The sequence below is a fragment of the Actinacidiphila sp. DG2A-62 genome (assembly GCF_035825295.1).
Taxonomy (GTDB): domain Bacteria; phylum Actinomycetota; class Actinomycetes; order Streptomycetales; family Streptomycetaceae; genus Actinacidiphila.
On record NZ_JAYMGI010000002.1, the window covers coordinates 3,221,604 to 3,239,326 of the forward strand.

General features: G+C 73.9%; 13 protein-coding genes, 1 tRNA gene and 3 pseudogenes. 6 read left to right on the forward strand and 11 right to left on the reverse strand.

Annotated features, from left to right (window positions below; translation table 11 throughout):
- Window positions 1-167: 167 nt before the first annotated feature.
- Window positions 168-2,896: pseudogene (ppc, locus tag VSR01_RS14095) on the forward strand (phosphoenolpyruvate carboxylase).
- Between the two features lie 294 nt (window positions 2,897-3,190).
- Entirely contained in the window at window positions 3,191-4,171 is a 981-nt protein-coding gene (locus tag VSR01_RS14100; RefSeq protein ID WP_326449560.1) for a response regulator transcription factor, read from the forward strand.
- On the opposite strand, the gene VSR01_RS14105 is transcribed toward VSR01_RS14100, so the two are convergent.
- On the reverse strand, window positions 4,130-4,627 hold the full coding sequence (locus tag VSR01_RS14105) for a MarR family winged helix-turn-helix transcriptional regulator (RefSeq protein WP_326449561.1): 498 nt from the start codon (window positions 4,625-4,627) through the stop codon (window positions 4,130-4,132). The two genes, VSR01_RS14100 and VSR01_RS14105, sit on opposite strands and share 42 nt — an antisense overlap.
- Before the next feature lie 110 nt (window positions 4,628-4,737).
- Here VSR01_RS14105 and VSR01_RS14110 point away from each other — a divergent pair.
- Both VSR01_RS14110 and VSR01_RS14115 read left to right on the forward strand, forming a co-directional pair.
- Window positions 4,738-5,544, forward strand: a pseudogene (locus tag VSR01_RS14110) (trans-aconitate 2-methyltransferase); the annotation flags it as partial.
- A gap of 79 nt (window positions 5,545-5,623) precedes the next feature.
- Window positions 5,624-5,995, forward strand: coding sequence for a VOC family protein (locus VSR01_RS14115; RefSeq protein WP_326449562.1), 372 nt, complete (start codon window positions 5,624-5,626; stop codon window positions 5,993-5,995).
- Window positions 5,996-6,151: 156 nt separating this feature from the next.
- Here VSR01_RS14115 and VSR01_RS14120 read toward each other — a convergent pair whose 3' ends face one another.
- The 6 genes and pseudogenes from VSR01_RS14120 to VSR01_RS14145 form a co-directional block, all read right to left on the reverse strand.
- A complete protein-coding gene (locus tag VSR01_RS14120; RefSeq protein WP_326449563.1) occupies window positions 6,152-6,655 on the reverse strand; it encodes a hypothetical protein in 504 nt (167 codons plus the stop codon).
- Between the two features lie 133 nt (window positions 6,656-6,788).
- Window positions 6,789-7,382 carry an aminoacyl-tRNA hydrolase gene (gene pth / locus VSR01_RS14125; protein ID WP_326449564.1) on the reverse strand — a complete coding sequence of 198 codons (594 nt, stop codon included), beginning with the start codon at window positions 7,380-7,382 and terminating at the stop codon, window positions 6,789-6,791.
- A gap of 142 nt (window positions 7,383-7,524) precedes the next feature.
- Window positions 7,525-8,145, reverse strand: a complete 621-nt coding sequence (locus VSR01_RS14130) for a 50S ribosomal protein L25/general stress protein Ctc (protein WP_326449565.1) — start codon at window positions 8,143-8,145, stop codon at window positions 7,525-7,527.
- A 268-nt stretch (window positions 8,146-8,413) separates the two neighbouring features.
- On the reverse strand, window positions 8,414-9,391 hold the full coding sequence (locus VSR01_RS14135; protein WP_326449566.1) for a ribose-phosphate diphosphokinase: 978 nt from the start codon (window positions 9,389-9,391) through the stop codon (window positions 8,414-8,416).
- Between the two features lie 176 nt (window positions 9,392-9,567).
- A pseudogene (gene glmU, locus VSR01_RS14140) lies at window positions 9,568-11,039 on the reverse strand (bifunctional UDP-N-acetylglucosamine diphosphorylase/glucosamine-1-phosphate N-acetyltransferase GlmU).
- Window positions 11,040-11,149: 110 nt separating this feature from the next.
- A tRNA-Gln gene (locus VSR01_RS14145) sits at window positions 11,150-11,221 on the reverse strand.
- A gap of 322 nt (window positions 11,222-11,543) precedes the next feature.
- On the opposite strand from VSR01_RS14145, the gene VSR01_RS14150 reads away from it, so the two are divergent.
- Together VSR01_RS14150 and VSR01_RS14155 are read left to right on the forward strand one after the other, a co-directional pair.
- Complete coding sequence (locus VSR01_RS14150) at window positions 11,544-12,569, forward strand: acyl-CoA desaturase (protein ID WP_326449567.1); 1,026 nt, start codon at window positions 11,544-11,546, stop codon at window positions 12,567-12,569.
- A gap of 85 nt (window positions 12,570-12,654) precedes the next feature.
- Complete coding sequence (locus tag VSR01_RS14155; protein WP_442785673.1) at window positions 12,655-13,257, forward strand: TetR family transcriptional regulator; 603 nt, start codon at window positions 12,655-12,657, stop codon at window positions 13,255-13,257.
- Window positions 13,258-13,354: 97 nt separating this feature from the next.
- On the opposite strand, the gene galK is transcribed toward VSR01_RS14155, so the two are convergent.
- From galK to VSR01_RS14175, 4 genes are all read right to left on the reverse strand, one after another.
- Complete coding sequence (galK, locus tag VSR01_RS14160) at window positions 13,355-14,650, reverse strand: galactokinase (protein ID WP_326449569.1); 1,296 nt, start codon at window positions 14,648-14,650, stop codon at window positions 13,355-13,357.
- Window positions 14,647-15,666 (reverse strand): UDP-glucose 4-epimerase GalE, encoded by a 1,020-nt coding sequence (galE, locus tag VSR01_RS14165; RefSeq protein WP_326449570.1) that lies wholly within the window; start codon window positions 15,664-15,666, stop codon window positions 14,647-14,649. The genes galK and galE overlap by 4 nt, the downstream gene beginning before the upstream one ends.
- Window positions 15,663-16,706, reverse strand: coding sequence for a galactose-1-phosphate uridylyltransferase (gene galT / locus VSR01_RS14170; protein ID WP_326449571.1), 1,044 nt, complete (start codon window positions 16,704-16,706; stop codon window positions 15,663-15,665). Before galT ends, galE begins: the two co-directional genes overlap by 4 nt.
- A gap of 256 nt (window positions 16,707-16,962) precedes the next feature.
- Window positions 16,963-17,634 (reverse strand): helix-turn-helix transcriptional regulator, encoded by a 672-nt coding sequence (locus VSR01_RS14175; protein ID WP_326449572.1) that lies wholly within the window; start codon window positions 17,632-17,634, stop codon window positions 16,963-16,965.
- Window positions 17,635-17,723: the final 89 nt, after the last annotated feature.

Below are 17,723 nucleotides of genomic sequence, written 5' to 3' on the forward strand. Positions count from 1 at the left end.
CCCCCGCCGCCCCCGTACCGCCCCGCGCGAGCGCCCCTCGTCCCGCCAGGTGGGCTGGCCGTCTCACCGGCGGGGACGCGACCTATCCTTGAGCCGTCGGACAGCGCGGTCCGCGAGCCCATTCGTCATCTGCCGTCGTCCATCCCACTGCACAAGGAGCCGCACCTGTGAGCAGCGCCGACACCGCACCTGACAGCAGCACCGCCCTGCGAGCCGACATCCGACGCCTGGGCGACCTGCTCGGCGGCACGCTCGTCCGGCAGGAGGGGCAGGAGCTGCTGGACCTGGTCGAGAAGGTCCGCGCCCTGACCCGCAGCGACGGCGAGGCCGCCGCCGCCCTGCTCGGCGAGACCGACCTGGAGACCGCGGCCAAGCTGGTCCGCGCCTTCTCCACCTACTTCCACCTGGCGAACGTCACCGAGCAGGTGCACCGCGGGCGCGACCTGCGGGCGCTGCGGGCGGCCGAGGGCGGGCTGCTGGCGCAGACCGCCGACCTGCTCAAGGAGGGCGACCCCGAGCACGTACGGGAGACCGTCCGCAACCTCAACGTGCGGCCGGTGTTCACCGCGCACCCCACCGAGGCGGCCCGCCGCTCGGTGCTGAACAAGCTGCGCCGGATCGCCGAGCTGCTGGACGAGGGCGACGCGGCCGGCGACCGCCGCCGGACCGACCTGCGGCTGGCGGAGAACATCGACCTGCTGTGGCAGACCGACGAGCTGCGGGTGGTGCGCCCGGAGCCGGCCGACGAGGCCCGCAACGCGATCTACTACCTGGACGAGCTGCACGCCGGCGCGGTCGGCGACGTGCTGGAGGACCTGGCCGCCGAGCTGGAGCGGGTCGGCTTCCCGCTGCCGCCCGGCACCCGGCCGCTGACCTTCGGCACCTGGATCGGCGGCGACCGCGACGGCAACCCGAACGTCACCCCGCAGGTCACCTGGGACGTGCTGATCCTCCAGCACGAGCACGGCATCACCGACGCGCTGGAGCTGGCGGACGACCTGCGCGGCGCGCTGTCGAACTCCATCCGCAACTCCGGCGCCAGCACCGAGCTGCTGGACTCGCTGTCCAACGACCTGGTGGCGCTGCCCGAGATCAGCCCGCGCTACAAGCGGCTGAACGCCGAGGAGCCCTACCGGCTGAAGGCCACCTGCATCCGGCAGAAGCTGGTCAACACCCGCGAGCGGCTGGCGGCCGGCTCCCGCACGTGCCGGGCCGCGACTACCTGGGCACCGCCGAGCTGCTGCAGGACCTGCGGCTGATCCAGGAGTCGCTGCGCGCCCACCGCGGCGGGCTGATCGCCGACGGGCGGATGGACCGCACCATCCGCACCCTGTCCGCGTTCGGCCTGCAACTGGCCACGATGGACGTGCGCGAGCACGCCGAGGCGCACCACCACGCGCTGGGCCAGCTGTTCGACCGGCTCGGCGAGGAGTCCTGGCGGTACGCCGACATGCCGCGCGACTACCGGCGCAAGCTGCTGGCCAAGGAGCTGCGCTCGCGCCGCCCGCTGGCCCCGACGCCGGCCCCGCTGGACGCCGCGGGCGCCAAGACCCTCGGCGTCTTCCACACCATGCGCGAGGCGTTCGAGCGGTTCGGGCCCGAGGTGATGGAGTCGTACATCATCTCGATGTGCTTCGGCTCCGACGACGTGTTCGCCGCCGCGGTGCTGGCCCGCGAGGCCGGGCTGATCGACCTGCACGCGGGCGTGGCGAAGATCGGCATCGTGCCGCTGCTGGAGACCACCGTCGAGCTGAAGATCGCCGACAAGCTGCTGGACGAGATGCTCTCCGACCCCTCCTACCGGCGGCTGGTGTCGCTGCGCGGCGACGTGCAGGAGGTCATGCTCGGCTACTCCGACTCCTCGAAGTTCGGCGGCATCACCACCTCGCAGTGGGAGATCCACCGGGCGCAGCGCCGGCTGCGCGACGTGGCGCACCGGCACGGGGTGCGGCTGCGGCTGTTCCACGGCCGCGGCGGCACCGTCGGCCGCGGCGGCGGCCCCTCGCACTCGGCGATCCTCGCCCAGCCGTGGGGCACGCTGGAGGGCGAGATCAAGGTGACCGAGCAGGGCGAGGTCATCTCCGACAAGTACCTGCTCCCGGCGCTGGCCCGGGAGAATCTGGAGCTGACGGTCGCCGCGACGCTCCAGGCGTCGGCGATGCACACCGCGCCGCGGCAGTCCGACGAGGCGCTGGCCCGCTGGGACGCGGCGATGGACATCATCTCGGACGCGGCGCACGGCGCGTACCGCGAGCTGGTGGAGGACCCGGACCTGCCGCCGTACTTCTTCGCCTCGACGCCGGTCGACCAGCTCGGCGACCTGCACCTGGGCTCGCGGCCGTCCCGTCGCCCGGACTCCGACGCGGGGCTGGACGGGCTGCGGGCCATCCCGTGGGTCTTCGGCTGGACCCAGTCCCGGCAGATCGTGCCCGGCTGGTACGGGGTCGGCACGGGTCTGAAGGCCGCGCGGGAGGCGGGCCTGGACGCGGTGATCGACGAGGCGTACGGGCAGTGGCACTTCTTCCGCAACTTCCTGTCCAACGTCGAGATGACGCTGGCCAAGACGGATCTGCGGATCGCCCGGCACTACGTCGACACGCTGGTGCCGGACGAGCTGAAGCACGTCTTCGCCACGATCGAGGCCGAGCACGAGCTGACGGTCCGCGAGGTGCTGCGGATCACCGGGGAGAGCGAGCTGCTGGCCGGCAGCCCGGCGCTGGCCCGTACGTTCCGCATCCGCGACCAGTACCTGGACCCGATCTCCTACCTCCAGGTGTCGCTGCTGGCCCGGCAGCGCGCGGCGGCGGCCGCGGGCGAGGAGCCCGACCCGCTGCTGGCACGGGCGCTGCTGCTGACCGTCAACGGCGTGGCGGCGGGCTTGCGCAACACCGGCTGACGCGACCGCGCCGGCCGCCGGTGGCCGCCCGCACGGCCGCGGGCGGCCGGTTGGTGCGGACCTTCGGCGGTCGGCCGGGTATCGGGCACGTGAAGTTCTGCCAAGACGGTTCCATTCGCGCACCGAACCCCTACGCTTTTCCCACAGCGCCGGTGGGGCCGGCGCTCATCAGGGGGCGAGACGCAAGGGGTCCGGTACCCGGCGCGGGACGGCGGTCCGGCGCCGGGTACCGGGCTCTACGCGCAGCACGCCCCGCCGCCGCCGGGGGAGCGCGCAACATCGGGAGTGGTGTCCGTGGCACGAATCCGCGTACTCGTGGTCGACGACCATCGCATCTTCGCCGAGTCCCTCGCGGCCGCGCTCGCGGCCGAGCCGGACGTCGACGTGTCGGCCGCGGGCAGCGGCCCGGCGGCGCAGCGCTGCCTGGACCGGGCCGCGGTGGACAACCGCCGCTACGACGTCGTGCTGGTGGACGCGGACCTGGGCGGCGAGCCGCGCCCGCCGGTGACGCTGGCCGCGGTGCCGCCGCTGCCGGTCGGCGCGGGGGTCGCGGGCCCGGCGGCGGGAACGGCGTCGGTCGCGGCGGCCGGGCTGTCCGCGGCGGCCAGGACCGCCGTCCCGACCAGGCCGGCCGGGACGACCGGTCCGACCAGGCCGGCCGGGATCTCCGGCGCCCCCGGCATGGCCCGCGCGCTGGAACCGCGCGACCCGGTGCTCGACGGCCTGGCGCTGGTCGAACGGGTCAGGGCCGAGCACCCCGGCACCCGTACCGTGGTGCTGGCCGAGCGGGACGACCCGGTGCGCGCGGCCCGCGCGCTGCAGGCGGGGGCCTTCGGCTGGGTCGCCAAGGACTGCTCGCTGTCGCGGCTGCTGGCCGTGGTGCGCGGTGTGCTGCGCGACGAGACGCACCTGCCGCCGGCGCTGCTGACCGGGGTGCTGCGGGAGCTGACCGCGGCGCGGCGCGACCGCACCGAGAGCGAGCGGCTGGTGGAGTCGCTGACGCCGCGCGAGCAGGAGGTGCTGCGCTGCATGGTGGCGGGGCTCGGCCGCAAGGCGGTCGCCGAGCGGCTGTTCCTGTCCCCGCACACGGTCCGCACCCACATGCAGAACGTGCTCGGCAAGCTGGGCGTGCACTCGACGCTGGCGGCGGTGGCGCTGGCCCGCAGAGCCGGGGTGGGCCCGGCGGACTCCGGCACCGGCCCGGTGCCGTCGCTGCTGCCCTCGCTCGCGCCGTCAGCCGGGGACGTTGTCGAACGGCGCGGTCAGCTGTCGTAGCAGCGCGGCCAGTTCGACGCGCTGGCGCTCGCTCAGTTCGGCCAGGATGGCTCGCTCCTGGGCGAGCAGGCCGGCCAGCGCCTCGTCGGCGCGGTCGCGGCCCTCGGCGGTGAGGCGGACCAGCACCCCGCGCCGGTCGGAGGGGTCGGGGAGCCGCTCGACCAGCTTCTTCTTGGCCAGCCGGTCGATCCGGTTGGTCATGGTGCCGGAGGTGACGAGGGTCTGGGTGAGCAGCTGGCCCGGGGAGAGCTGGTACGGCGGCCCGGCCCGGCGCAGCGAGGTGAGCACGTCGAACTCCCAGGGTTCGAGGCTGTGCTCGGCGAAGGCCAGCCGCCGGGCCCGGTCCAGATGCCGGGCGAGCCTGCTGACCCGGCTGAGCACCTCCAGCGGCTCGACGTCGAGGTCGGGGCGCTCTCGGCGCCATGCAGCGACCAGCCGGTCGACCTCGTCCTCCATGGCGTTCAGTGTAGTAGGTCTGTCGACATGAAGTCTCTTGACATCAAGATATCTCGGGGTGGAGCCTGGAAGCAGTTGCTCAGGCTCCGAGAACCCAGGGAGTACGAACGATGCAAGCAGCCCCGACGTGGGACCCGCAACAGTACCTCCGGCACTCGACCCATCGCACCCGGCCGTTTCTCGACCTGCTGACCAGGATCACCGACCTGCCCGGGGGCGACGCGCCGCGGATCGCCGACATCGGGTGCGGCCCCGGCAACGTGACGGCGCTGCTCGCCGACCGCTGGCCCGGCGCGCGGATCACCGGGTTCGACAGCTCGCGCGAGATGCTGGCCGCCGCAGAGCACTACGCGGGGCCGACCGCGGGCGGCGGCAGCCTGGACTTCCGGCGGGCCGACGCGGCGCAGTGGACGCCCGAGGAGCCCTTCGACCTGATCGTCTCCAACGCGGCGCTGCAGTGGGTGCCCGGCCACGCCGACCGCTTCCCCGACTGGCTCGCCCGGCTGACCCCCGGCGGCGTCCTGGCCTTCCAGGTGCCGGGCAACTTCACCGCGCCCAGCCACGCGCTGCTGGACGAGCTGTGCGACACCCCGCGCTGGCGGGCCCGGCTGGACGGCCACGGCCGGCGCTACGTCCACATCCTCAGCCCGGCCGGCTATCTGGAGAAGCTCACCGAGTACGGCTGCGCGGACGCCGACGTGTGGGAGACCACCTACGTCCAGCTCCTCCAGGGCGAGGACCCGGTGCTGGAGTGGACCAAGGGCACCGCTCTGCGCCCGGTGCTCACCGCGCTGGACGAGGACCGCGAGGCGATCCGCGAGTTCGTCGGCCAGTACCGCGACCTGCTCCGCAAGGCGTACCCGGCCGGTCCGCACGGCACGGTCTTCCCGTTCCGCCGGATATTCGCGGTGGCCCGCGCGCCGCTGCACGACGCGTCCCCGGCCGGCGGCGCCCGGGCCGCGGGCCCGGCGTCAGGCGCGGACGCCGGGGGCCGGCGTGATCACCGGCCTGGACCACGTGCAGCTCGCCGCGCCGCCCGGCAGCGAGGAGGCGCTGCGGGCGTACTACGGCGGTGTGCTCGGCATGACCGAGCTGGCCAAGCCGCCGGTGCTGGCCGCGCGCGGCGGCTGCTGGTTCGCCGGCGGCGACGCGGTGCTGCACCTGGGGATCGAGCAGGACTTCCGGCCCGCGCGCAAGGCCCACCCGGGCCTGCGGGTCACCGGTATCCGCGACGTCGCCGAGCGGCTGGGCGGGCACGGCGTCGCCGTGGTGTGGGACGACGACCTGCCCGGGTACAGGCGGTTCTACGCCGAGGACCCGGTCGGCAACCGGCTGGAGTTCCTGGAGCCGGCGGCCGCGGCGGGCTGACGCCCCGGTGCGTGCGGCCGGCCGGGCGCGGGGCGACCCGGCCGGCCGTGCGCCGGTCAGCCCGTGCGCCGGTCAGCCCGTGCTCAGGGTCAGCCCGTGCTCAGGGTCAGCCCGTGCTCAGGATCGGCCCGTGCGCCGGTCAGCCTGTGCTCAGGGTCAGCCCGTGCTCAGGGTCAGGAACGCCGCCCCCAGCAGCGCCGCGCCCAGGACCGCGAGGGTCCAGGCGGTGCGGCGCATCCGCAGCCCACCGGCGACGACGACCGCGGCGAGCAGCAGGGCGCCGCCGAGCGGGACCCAGGCGAAGAAGACGCCGCCCCAGCCGGAGCGGACCGCGGTGTCCGTGCCGGGCTTGATGACCACCGGGACGCGGTCGCCGACGTGGTGGCGGACCGGCAGGCCGACCGTGACCCGCGGCCGGGCGGTCGCCGACCCGTCGGGTGTGAACGGCCCGGTGCAGTCGGTGTCGCCGCAGTGGACGAGGGTGACGGTGCCGTGCTCGCGGCCCTTGGTCAGCATCACGTAGTGGGCGGTGCGCCAGGAGTCCCAGCCGCCGGAGACCACGATCAGCAGCGCGAGCAGCGCCGCGCCCACCACCCGCGCGAGCAGCACCAGCCCCCAGGCGCCCTCGGCGGCCCGCCGCGAACGGCTGCGTGTGACCATGCGGGCGATCTTTGGCCATGGCGTGCCGTCCGGTCAACCGCCGCGCGGGACGGCCACGTCCGCGCCCGGCGCCGACCGGACCGCCCTCCGGGTACGGCCCCGCGCGGGGCCCCCAGGGCGGCCCGGCGTCGGCTCAGCCGTTGTAGGCGCTCTGCGCCCGCTCCAGGCCCTCGGTGACCAGCGCCTCGACCGCGTCGGCCGCGCGGTCCACGAACCAGTCCAGGTCCTTGCGCTCGGCGGCCGAGAAGTCCTTGAGCACGAAGGCCGCCACGTCCATCCGGCCGGGCGGCCGGCCGATCCCGGCGCGCACCCGCAGGTAGTTCGCGCCGAGCGACTTGGTGATGGACTTCAGGCCGTTGTGGCCGTTGTCGCCGCCGCCGAGCTTGAGCCGCAGCGTGCCGTAGTCGAGGTCCAGCTCGTCGTGGACCGCGACGATCCGCTCGGTGGGCGCCCGGTAGAACTCCTTGAGCGCGGTCACCGGTCCGCCGGACAGGTTCATGTACGACATCGGCTTGGCGAGCACCACCCGCTGCCCGGCCGGTCCCGGCGGGCCGATCCGCCCCTCGATCACCTGGGCCTGCGCCCTGCCGGACCGCTTGAACTTCCCGCCGACGCGCTCGGCGAGCAGGTCGGCCACCATGAAGCCGATGTTGTGCCGGTTGCCCGCGTACTCGGGGCCGGGGTTGCCCAGGCCCACCACCAGCCAGGGCCCTTCGGTGTCGCTCATCGGGTCTCTCCCTCACGCGGCGGCTCGGACAGACGGCCGCCGCCGCACCCGCAGGGCACGACGGCGGCCGGCCGGTTCGTCGTGGATCGGGCCGTCCCCCGCGGTCCGGGCGGCGGCGGCCGATCGCGTCGGACCGACGGGATCAGGCCTCGGCGGGGGCCTCGGCGGCCTCGGCGGACTCGCCCTCGGCGGCCTCCTCGCCCTCGCCCTCGGCGGCGGCCTCGACCTGGGCGGCGACGACCTGGATCACCACGGCGTCCTCGTCGACGGCCAGCGTGGCGCCCTTGGGCAGCTCCACGTCCTTGGCGAGGATGGAGGCGCCCGCCTCCAGGCCCTCGACGGAGACGGTGAAGCCCTCGGGGATGTGGGTGGCCTCGACCTCGACCGGCAGCGCGGCGAGGACGTGCTCCAGCAGGTTGCCGCCGGGGGCCAGCTCGCCCTCGGAGACGACCGGGACCTCGACGGTGACCTTCTCGCCGCGCTTGACCGACAGCAGGTCGACGTGCTCCAGGAAGCCCTTCAGCGGGTCGCGCTGCACGGCCTTGGGGATGACCAGCTCGGAGGTGCCGCCGATCTCCAGCGAGATCAGGACGTTCGGCGTGCGCAGCGCGAGCAGCAGCTCGTGGCCGGGGACGGTGACGTGCTTGGGGTCCGCGCCGTGGCCGTAGATGACGGCGGGGACCTGGTTGGCGCGGCGCACCCGGCGGGCGGCGCCCTTGCCGAACTCGGTGCGCACCTCGGCGGCGATCTTGACCTCGGCCATGTCGCTCAACTCCTCGTGTGTGGAAGGGCTCGTGCGGAAGAGCACGATCGGGTCGCCCGACCCACGACAGGCCGTTCTCCTAGGAGTCTCCTGCGAGCTGTCCACGAGGAGCGCGTCGATAACGGAGATCCGCCGGACACGCGTCCGGGGCCTCCCTCGCCGAGCAACGCGGACAGCGTAACCGGCGGGCGGGCCCCGGACGAAATCGATCAGTGCGGGCCGGCCGGCGGCGGACCGGCCGACGCGGGCCCCGGACGGGCCCGCGCGGTCAGTGCGCGCCCTCGAAGAGGCTGGTGACCGAGCCGTCCTCGAAGACCTCGCGGACGGCGTTGGCGATGGTCGGCGCCATCGACAGCACGGTGATCTTGTCCAGGTCCAGCTGCCCGGGCGTGGGCAGCGTGTCGGTCAGCACGAACTCGCTGACCTTGGAGTTCTTCAGCCGGTCGGCCGCCGGGCCGGAGAGCACGCCGTGCGTGGCGGTGACGATGACGTCCTCGGCGCCGCTGGCGAACAGCGCGTCGGCGGCGGCGCAGATGGTGCCCGCGGTGTCGATCATGTCGTCCACCAGCACGCACACCCGGCCGCGCACGTCGCCGACCACCTCGTGCACCTTGACCTGGTTGGCGACGTCGGGGTCGCGGCGCTTGTGCACGATGGCCAGCGGCGCGCCGAGCCGGTCGCACCAGCGGTCGGCGACCCGGACCCGGCCGGCGTCCGGCGAGACCACGGTGAGCTTGGTGCGGTCGACCTTGGCGCCCACGTAGTCGGCGAGGATCGGCAGCGCGAACAGGTGGTCCACCGGGCCGTCGAAGAAGCCCTGGATCTGGTCGGTGTGCAGGTCGACGGTGAGGATGCGGTCGGCGCCCGCGGTCTTGAACAGGTCGGCCATCAGCCGGGCCGAGATCGGCTCGCGGCCGCGGTGCTTCTTGTCCTGCCGGGCGTAGCCGTAGAACGGCACGATCACGGTGATGCTCCGCGCGGAGGCCCGCTTCAGAGCGTCGATCATGATCAGCTGTTCCATGATCCACTGGTTGATCGGGTTGGTGTGGCTCTGGATCAGGAAGCAGTCGGCGCCGCGCGCCGACTCCTCGAACCGCACGTAGATCTCGCCGTTGGCGAAATCGAAGGCGCGGGTGGGCACCAGCTCCACGTCCAGCTCGTGGGCCACCGCCTCCGCCAGATCGGGGTGGGCGCGGCCGGAGAAGAGCATCAGCTTCTTCTCACCGGTCGTCTTGATCCCGGTCACTGCACCGTCTCCTTGGTGTTCGACTGGTGTTCGACACAGCGCCGCCCTGGGTTCGGACGAGCCGGCGGAATTGTGTGCACGGCACACGGTACGCCCGATCCGGCGCATCTGTGCACCTGGGACCGGCCGGTGAGACGCCCCTCACGTACTCCCCTCACCGGCTCCTCACGCGACCCTCACGCGTCCTGGCCGGGACCGTCCGCCGGCTGGTCCCGCCGCTCCGCGCGCTCGGCGGCCTGCGCGGCGGCGCTGCCGGGGCGCTTGCGGGCGACCCAGCCCTCGATGTTGCGCTGCTGCCCGCGGGCGACGGCCAGCGAGCGGCCGGCACGTCCTTGGTGATGACCGAGCCGGCCGCGGTGTAGGCGCCGTCGCCGACCACGACGGGGGCCACGAACATGTTGTCCGAGCCGGTCTTGCAGTAACTGCCGATGGTGGTGTGGTGCTTGGCCTCGCCGTCGTAGTTCACGAAGACGCTGGCGGCGCCGATGTTGGTGTACTCGCCGATGGTGGCGTCGCCCACGTAGCTCAGGTGCGGCACCTTGGTGCCCTCGCCGATGGCGGCGTTCTTCATCTCGACATACGTGCCGGCCTTGGCCTTCTCACCCAACCGGGTGCCGGGACGCAGGTACGCGAACGGGCCGACGCTCGCCTGCGCGCCGATCTCGGCGTGGTCGGCGACGGTGTTGGACACCTTGGCCCCGGGGCCGACCTCGGTGTCGGTGAGCGTGCAGTTGGGGCCGACCTCGGCGCCCTCGCCGACCGAGGTGGCGCCCAGCAGCTGGGTGTTGGGGTGCACCACCGCGTCGGGCGCCAGCCGCACGTCGACGTCCAGCCAGGTGGAGGCGGGGTCGACGACGGTCGCGCCGTCCAGCATGGCGCGGGTCAGCAGCCGCTCGTTGAGCACCCGGCGGGCCTCGGCGAGCTGCACCCGGTTGTTCACGCCGGCGATCTCGCGGTGGTCCGCGGCGGCGCAGGCGCCGACCCGGTGGCCGGCCGCGCGCAGGATCGCCAGGGTGTCGGTGAGGTACTCCTCGCCCTGGGAGTTGTCGGTGGTGACCTTGCCGAGCGCCTCGGCCAGCAGCCGGGCGTCGTAGGCGTAGACCCCGGAGTTGATCTCGCGGACCGCGCGCTGGGCGTCGGTGGCGTCCTTCTGCTCCACGATCGCGGTGACCTGGCCGTCGGCGGCGCGGATGATCCGGCCGTAGCCGGTCGGGTCGGGGACCTGGGCGGTGAGCACGGTCACCGCGTTGCCCTCCGCCTCGTGCGCGGCGACCAGCCCGGCCAGCGTCCCCGCCGTCAGCAGCGGCACGTCCCCGTAGGTGACCACGGCGGTGCCGTCGAGCACGACGCCGCGGGCGGTCAGCTCCTGGAGCGCGACGCGCACGGCGTGGCCGGTGCCGTTCTGCTCCTCCTGGACGGCGACCACCGCGGCCGGGTCGGCCTCGGCGAGGTGCGCGGCGACCTGCTCGCGGCCGTGTCCGACGACCACGGCGAGGTGTTCGGGGTCCAGGGCGCGGGCGGCGGCGACGGCGTGGCCGACCAGCGAGCGGCCGCAGATGGCGTGCAGGACCTTGGGGGTTGCCGACTTCATGCGTGTGCCCTCACCCGCGGCGAGGATGACGACGGCAGCCGGGCGATCGGGACTCACGGGAGGGGGCTCCTCGGCTTCGGGTGCTGGACACCCGCAGGATACCGACCGGTCGAGGGACCGGCGCCGGCCGACATCCGGCCGGGCGCGTGCCCGCGCCGCGCTTCCCGCTCCGCCGCCAGGACTCGAACCCGGACTTAAGGCACCAAAAGCCCCAGTGCTGCCAATTACACCACGGCGGATCAACTCGGCGGGTCCCATGGGCCGGTTGGACCCGCCGGACCTGCGGTTCCCATCATGCCGCACCTCGGGTGATGGATGCGACGGAGATCAGGGTAGGTATGCGGGGTAGGCAAGGCAAGCCTTTCCTACTCCAGGCGCCGTCCGCGAGGCCCTCGGCGCGCCCCGCGGCGAGGCCGGACGGACCCGGGAACCCGTGTGGTCCTGTTGCCGCCGCGAGCGCCGCTGCAATACTTACGGAGCCGTAGGTTACGGGCGCCGCCTCCACCGACCCTTCCGCACACCCCTCTCACCCCCATCCGAACCCCTCCACAAGGGACAGGTATGACCACTCAGACGGACGTGATCACAGAGTCCCGGGACCCCGGGCCCACAGGACAGCAACCCGAGACGCCGCTCGCCACCCGGGGCGGCGAGAGCAAGCGGTCGATCGAGCAGGTCGCCCTCCTGCTGTTCATCTGCATCCCCTTCGTCGCGCTGGCCGCGGCGATCCCGCTGGCCTGGGGCCGCGGGATGAGCTGGCTGGACTTCGGCCTGATGGTCGGGATGTACTTCCTGGGCTGCCACGGCATCACCATCGGCTTCCACCGGCACTTCACGCACGGCTCGTTCAAGGCGAACCGGCCGCTGAAGATCGCGCTGGCGATCGCCGGCTCGATGGCCGTCGAGGGCCCGATCGTGCGCTGGGTGGCCGACCACCGCAGGCACCACAAGTTCAGCGACGCCGAGGGCGACCCGCACAGCCCGTGGCGCTACGGCGAGACGCTGCCGGCCCTGATGAAGGGCCTGTGGTGGGCGCACATGGGCTGGCTGTTCGACGAGGAGCAGACCCCGCAGCAGAAGTACGCGCCCGACCTGATCAAGGACCCGGCGATCCGCCGCATCTCGCGCGACTTCTGGCTCTGGACGGCGATCTCGCTGCTGCTGCCCCCGCTGGTCGGCGGCCTGGCCACCATGTCGTGGTACGGCGCGTTCACCGCGTTCTTCTGGGGTTCGCTCGTTCGGGTGGCGCTGCTGCACCACGTCACCTGGTCCATCAACTCCATCTGCCACGCGGTCGGCAAGCGCCCGTTCAAGTCCCGTGACCGCTCCGGGAACGTGTGGTGGCTGGCGGTGCTCTCGTGCGGCGAGTCCTGGCACAACCTGCACCACGCCGACCCCACGGCCGCCCGGCACGGGGTGCTGCGCGGTCAGATCGACTCCAGCGCCCGGGTGATCAGGTGGTTCGAGCAGGCCGGCTGGGCCACCGACGTGCGCTGGCCGGACGCCGCCCGGATCGAGTCGCGCCGGCAGACTCCCACGAAGGCCGCGGCCGGCGCCGCCGAGGAATCGGTGCGCGAAGCGGCGTGATGACCCGGTGAGCGACGGCAGCGACGAGCGGGGGACGCCCGGCGCCGCGGCGGGCCCGGCGGCACGCCGCGGACGCCGGGTCCGCATGACCGGCAAGGAACGGCGCGAACAGCTGCTGGACGTCGGCCGGGTGCTCTTCGCCGAACGCGGCTACGACGGCACCTCGGTGGAGGAGATCGCCCACAAGGCGGGCGTGTCCAAGCCGGTGGTCTACGAGCACTTCGGCGGCAAGGAGGGGCTCTACGCGGTGGTGGTGGACCGCGAGATGCACCGGCTGCTGGACATGGTCACCGGCGCGCTGACCGGCGGCCACCCCAGGGAGCTGCTGGAGCAGGCCGCGTTCGCGCTGCTCGACTACATCGAGCAGCACACCGACGGCTTCCGCATCCTGGTGCGGGACTCGCCGGTCGCCCAGTCGACCGGCACCTTCGCCTCGCTGATCGGCGACATCGCCACCCAGGTCGAGGACATCCTCGGCCAGGAGTTCGAGCAGCGCGGCTTCGACCCGGGGCTCGCCCCGCTGTACGCGCAGGCGCTGGTGGGCATGGTGGCGCTCACCGGCCAGTGGTGGCTGGAGGTGCAGCGCCCCGGCAAGGCCGAGGTGGCCGCGCACCTGGTCAACCTGTCCTGGAACGGCCTGTCGGGCCTGGAGCCCGCGCCGCGGCTGATCGGCCACCGCAGGAGCTGAGCCCCGGCGGGCAGGGCCGCGTCGGCGGCCACAGGCATCGGCCCGCGGCCGTACGGGTACGGGCCCGCGCGGACCCGTACCGTACGAGAGGCGCCGGTCAGCCGAGCCTGCGGGCTCCGGCGCCGGGCGTGGTGGTGAACTGGCGGGCCTGCGGCAGCGCCGCGGCCAGCGCCGCGGACACCTTCTCCTCGTCGGCCGCCTCGATCAGCACGATCGCCGAGCCGCCGAAGCCGCCGCCGGTCATCCGCGCGCCGAGCGCCCCGGCGGCCAGCGCGGTGTCCACCGCGAGGTCCAACTCCTCGCAGGAGATGCGGAAGTCGTCGCGCAGCGAGACGTGGCCCGCGGTAAGCACCGGGCCGATCTCGCGGGTGCGCCCGGCGTCGAGCAGCGCGAGCACCTCCTCGACCCGGCGGTTCTCGGTGACCACGTGCTTGGTCAGCCGGCGCAGCCGCTCGTCGGGCAGCGCGGCCAGCGCCTCGTCCAGCGCGTCGAAGGCCACGTCGCGCAGCGCCGGCACGCCGAGCGCGGCGGCGGCGGCCTCGCAGCCGGACCGCAGCCGGCCGTAGGCGCCGTCGGCGTGGGCGTGCTTGACCCGGGTGTCGCACACCAGCAGCCGCAGGCCCTCGGCGGCCAGGTCGAACGGCACCTGGCGCTGGGCCAGGCCCCGCACGTCCAGGTGCAGCGCGTGGCCCTCGGTGCAGCAGGCGGACGCGGTCTGGTCCATGACGCCGACCGGCGCGCCGACGTAGGTGTTCTCCGAGGACTGGCAGAGCAGCGCGAGCTGCTGCCGGGACAGGCCGCGCACGCCGTGCAGCTCGGTCAGCGCGAGCGCGGTGACCACCTGGAGCGCGGCGGAGGAGGACAGGCCGCCGCCGACCGGCACGGTGCTGTCGTAGTGGATGTCCGCGCCGCCGATGTCGTGCCCGGCCTGCCGCAGCGTCCACAGCACGGCCGCCGGGTAGCGGCCCCAGCCCTCGGTGCCGCCGGGCGCGAGGTCGGCGACGCGCAGTTCGACCACGCCGCCGTCCATGTCGGCGGAGTGCAGCCGCAGCAGGCCGTCGTCGCGGCGGGCGACCGCGGCGCGGGTGGTGTGCGGCAGCGCGAAGGGCATCACGAAGCCGTCGTTGTAGTCGGTGTGCTCGCCGATCAGGTTGACCCGGCCGGGCGCCGCCCAGCTGCCCTCGGGGGCCCGCCCGAAGACGTCCTCGAACGCGGCCTCGAATGCGGCGAGGTCGCCCCTGGCGGTGTCGGCGCCCGCGCTGCCGGCGCTTGCGCTGCCCGCGCTGCCGGCGCTTGCGCTGCCAGTGCTCGCCGTGTCGCCTCTCGCGGTGTCGGTTCTCGCGGTCGCGGTCGTCCCCGCTCCCGCCGTCCCCGTCGCGGCGGTGTCGCTCATGCGTCGTCCTTCCCGGCCGATGTGGCGAAGGTCCATGCGTCGCGGATGATCTCCGCGAGGTCGGTGCGGCGCGGGCGCCAGCCCAGTACCGTGCGGGCGCGCTCCGCGGAGGCGACCAGCACCGCCGGGTCGCCGGGCCGGCGCGGCTCGACGGTGACCGGGATCGGGTGGCCGGTGACCTCGCGCGCGGCCTCCACGACCTGGCGCACCGAGAAGCCCTCGCCGTTGCCGAGGTTGCAGATCAGGTGGCCGCCGGATCGGGAGGGGCGGTGCGCGGCATCGCGGCCGGGGGCGGTGGCGGGCGACGGGTGGGCGTGGTCGAGGGCCAGCAGGTGGGCCTCGGCGAGGTCGGCGACGTGGATGTAGTCGCGCAGGCAGGTGCCGTCGGGCGTCGGGTAGTCGTCGCCGAAGACCGAGATCGCGGCGCGGCGGCCCTGGGCGACCTGGAGCACCAGCGGGATCAGGTGCGACTCCGGGTCGTGCCGCTCGCCGTGCCGGCCGTACGCGCCGGCCACGTTGAAGTAGCGCAGCGACACCGCGGACAGGCCGTGCGCGGCGCACTCGGCGGAGATCATGTGGTCGACGGCGAGCTTGCTCGCGCCGTAGGGGTTGGTGGGCGCGGTCGGCATGTCCTCGGTGATCGGGGTGCCGGCCGGCTCGCCGTAGGTGGCGGCGGTGGAGGAGAAGACCAGCGTGCGCACCCCGGCGTCGCGCATCGCGTCCAGCAGGTCGAGCGTGCCGGCCACGTTGTTGCGCCAGTACTTCTCCGGGCGCGCCACCGACTCGCCGACCTGCGAGGAGGCGGCGAAGTGCAGCACCGCGTCGTAGGAGCCGTCGAGCACCTTGGCGGCGTCCTGGATCCGGCCCTCGACGAAGTCCGCGCCGTCCGGCACCCCTTCGCGCACGCCGGTGGACAGGTCGTCCAGCACGGTGACGGCGTGTCCGGCCTCCAGCAGGTGGGCGGCGACCACGCCGCCCACATAGCCGGCGCCGCCGGTCACCAGCAGCTTCTTCACGGGGTTGCCACCTCTCGCAGTCGTGCGGCCGCGGACTCCGGCGGCACGTCGTTGACGAAGGCGCCCATGCCCGATTCCGAGCCCGCGAGGAACTTCAGCTTGCCGGAAGTCCGGCGGATGGTGAAAAGCTCCAGGTGGAGGGCGAAGTCCCGGCGGTCCGGCGCGGTGAAGGGCGCCTGGTGCCAGCCGGAGATGTACGGGGTCGGCGGCTGGTCGTCGCCGAAGATCCGGTCGAAGCGGCGGAGCAGTTCGAGGTAGATCCCGGGGAACTCCGCGCGCGCGTCCTCGTCCAGGCCCAGCAGGTCCGGCACCCGGCGGTTGGGGTACAGGTGCACCTCGTAGGGCCAGTGCGCGGCGTACGGCACGAAGGCGGTCCAGTGCTCGCCCGCCAGCACGATCCGGCTGCCGTCGGCGCGCTCGTCGGCGAGCACGTCGTCGAAGAGGTTGCGGCCGGTGCGCTCGCGGTGCTCGGCCAGCGAGCGGAGCATCAGCTGGGTGCGCGGGGTGGTGAACGGGTAGCCGTAGATCTGGCCGTGCGGGTGGCCGAGGGTGACGCCGATCTCCTCGCCGCGGTTCTCGAACGGGTAGACCTGGACCACGCCGGGGAGCTGGGACAGGTCCTGGGTGCGGTCGGTCCACGCGTCGAGCACCTGCCGGGCCCGCTCGGGAGTGAGGTCGGCGAAGGACGCGTCGTGGTCGGAGGTGAAGCACACCACCTCGCAGCGGCCCTTGTCGCCGGTCAGCGAGGGGAAGCGGTTCTCGAAGACCACCACCTCGTAGTCCGCCGCCGGGATCTCGCTGCGCCGGCCCTCACGCGAGGGGCACAGCGGGCACTGGTCGGCCGGCGGGTGGTAGGTGCGGCCCTGGCGGTGCGAGGCGATCGCCACGGTGTCGCCGAGCAGCCGGTCGTCCCGGGTCTGCGAGGTGGTGGCGACGGGTTCGAGTGGGCGCAGGTCGACGGCGTCTCGGACCACCGCGTCCGCGGAGTCGTAGTAGATCAGTTCGCGGCCGTCCGCGAGCCGCGTCGAAGTCTTCTTCACCCGGCAGGCACCTCACACCACAATCACAATCACCCAACAGAACCGAACACAATGAATCACAACGCAACAGTACAGTCAATGCGCCGAGCAGCGCGAAGTTGGGGGCGACAGGAAAAGGGCACCACGAGTCCCGAGAGGGCACAACTAAACAAACCCGAACAAGTGTCGGAGAGTATGCGCAGACACCGCGCGGCGGGGAGCGGGCGCGCGGCGGGGCTTCCGCCCTGGTGTCAGTGCCGGGGCTTCGGCCCTGGTGTCAGTCCTGGTCGGCGGCGCGGTCCAGGAGTCCGGTGCGGGCCGCGAGCGCCGCGGCCTCCAGCCGGGAGCCGACCCCCAGCTTCATCAGCACCCGCTGCACATGGGTGCGCGCGGTGCTCGGCGCGATCCGCATGCCGGCCGCGATCAGCCGGGTGTCCTCGCCCTCGGCGACCCGGACCAGCACCTCGACCTCGCGCGGCGTGAGCATCCCCAGCAGCCGCGCGCCCTCGTCGTCGGGCTGCCGCGCCGGGTTGAGCAGCTCGGCGAAGGCGCCCTGCAGCAGGCCGGGGGCGATGGCCGCCTCGCCCGCCCTGGCCTTGGCCATCGCCCGCTCGACGCCCTCGATCCGCTCGTCGTGCCGGACGTAGCCGCACGCGCCGGCCGCGAAGGCCGCCGCGATGCCGCGCGGGTCGGGCACCGGGCCGAGCACCACCACGGCCACCGCGGGCCGCTCCCGCCGGATGCGCGCCACCGCGTCGAAGGCGCCGGGCTCGGCCGGCGCCGCGGTCCCGAACAGGCACACCTCGGGCGACCTGGTCAGCACCAGCTCCGCCGCGCCCTGCGCGGGGGCCGCCGCGGCGAGCACCCGGTGCCCGCGCAGCTTCAGCGCCGAGGCCAGCGCCTCGGCCAGCAACCGGTGGTCGTCGACCACGACCAGCCGTACACCCATCCCGGGTCTCCCCCGTCCCCCCGGGCGAACCGCCGCCCGTGCCGATCGCCCGTTCCCGGGTCCCGTTTCCCAGTCATACCGCGGCCGGC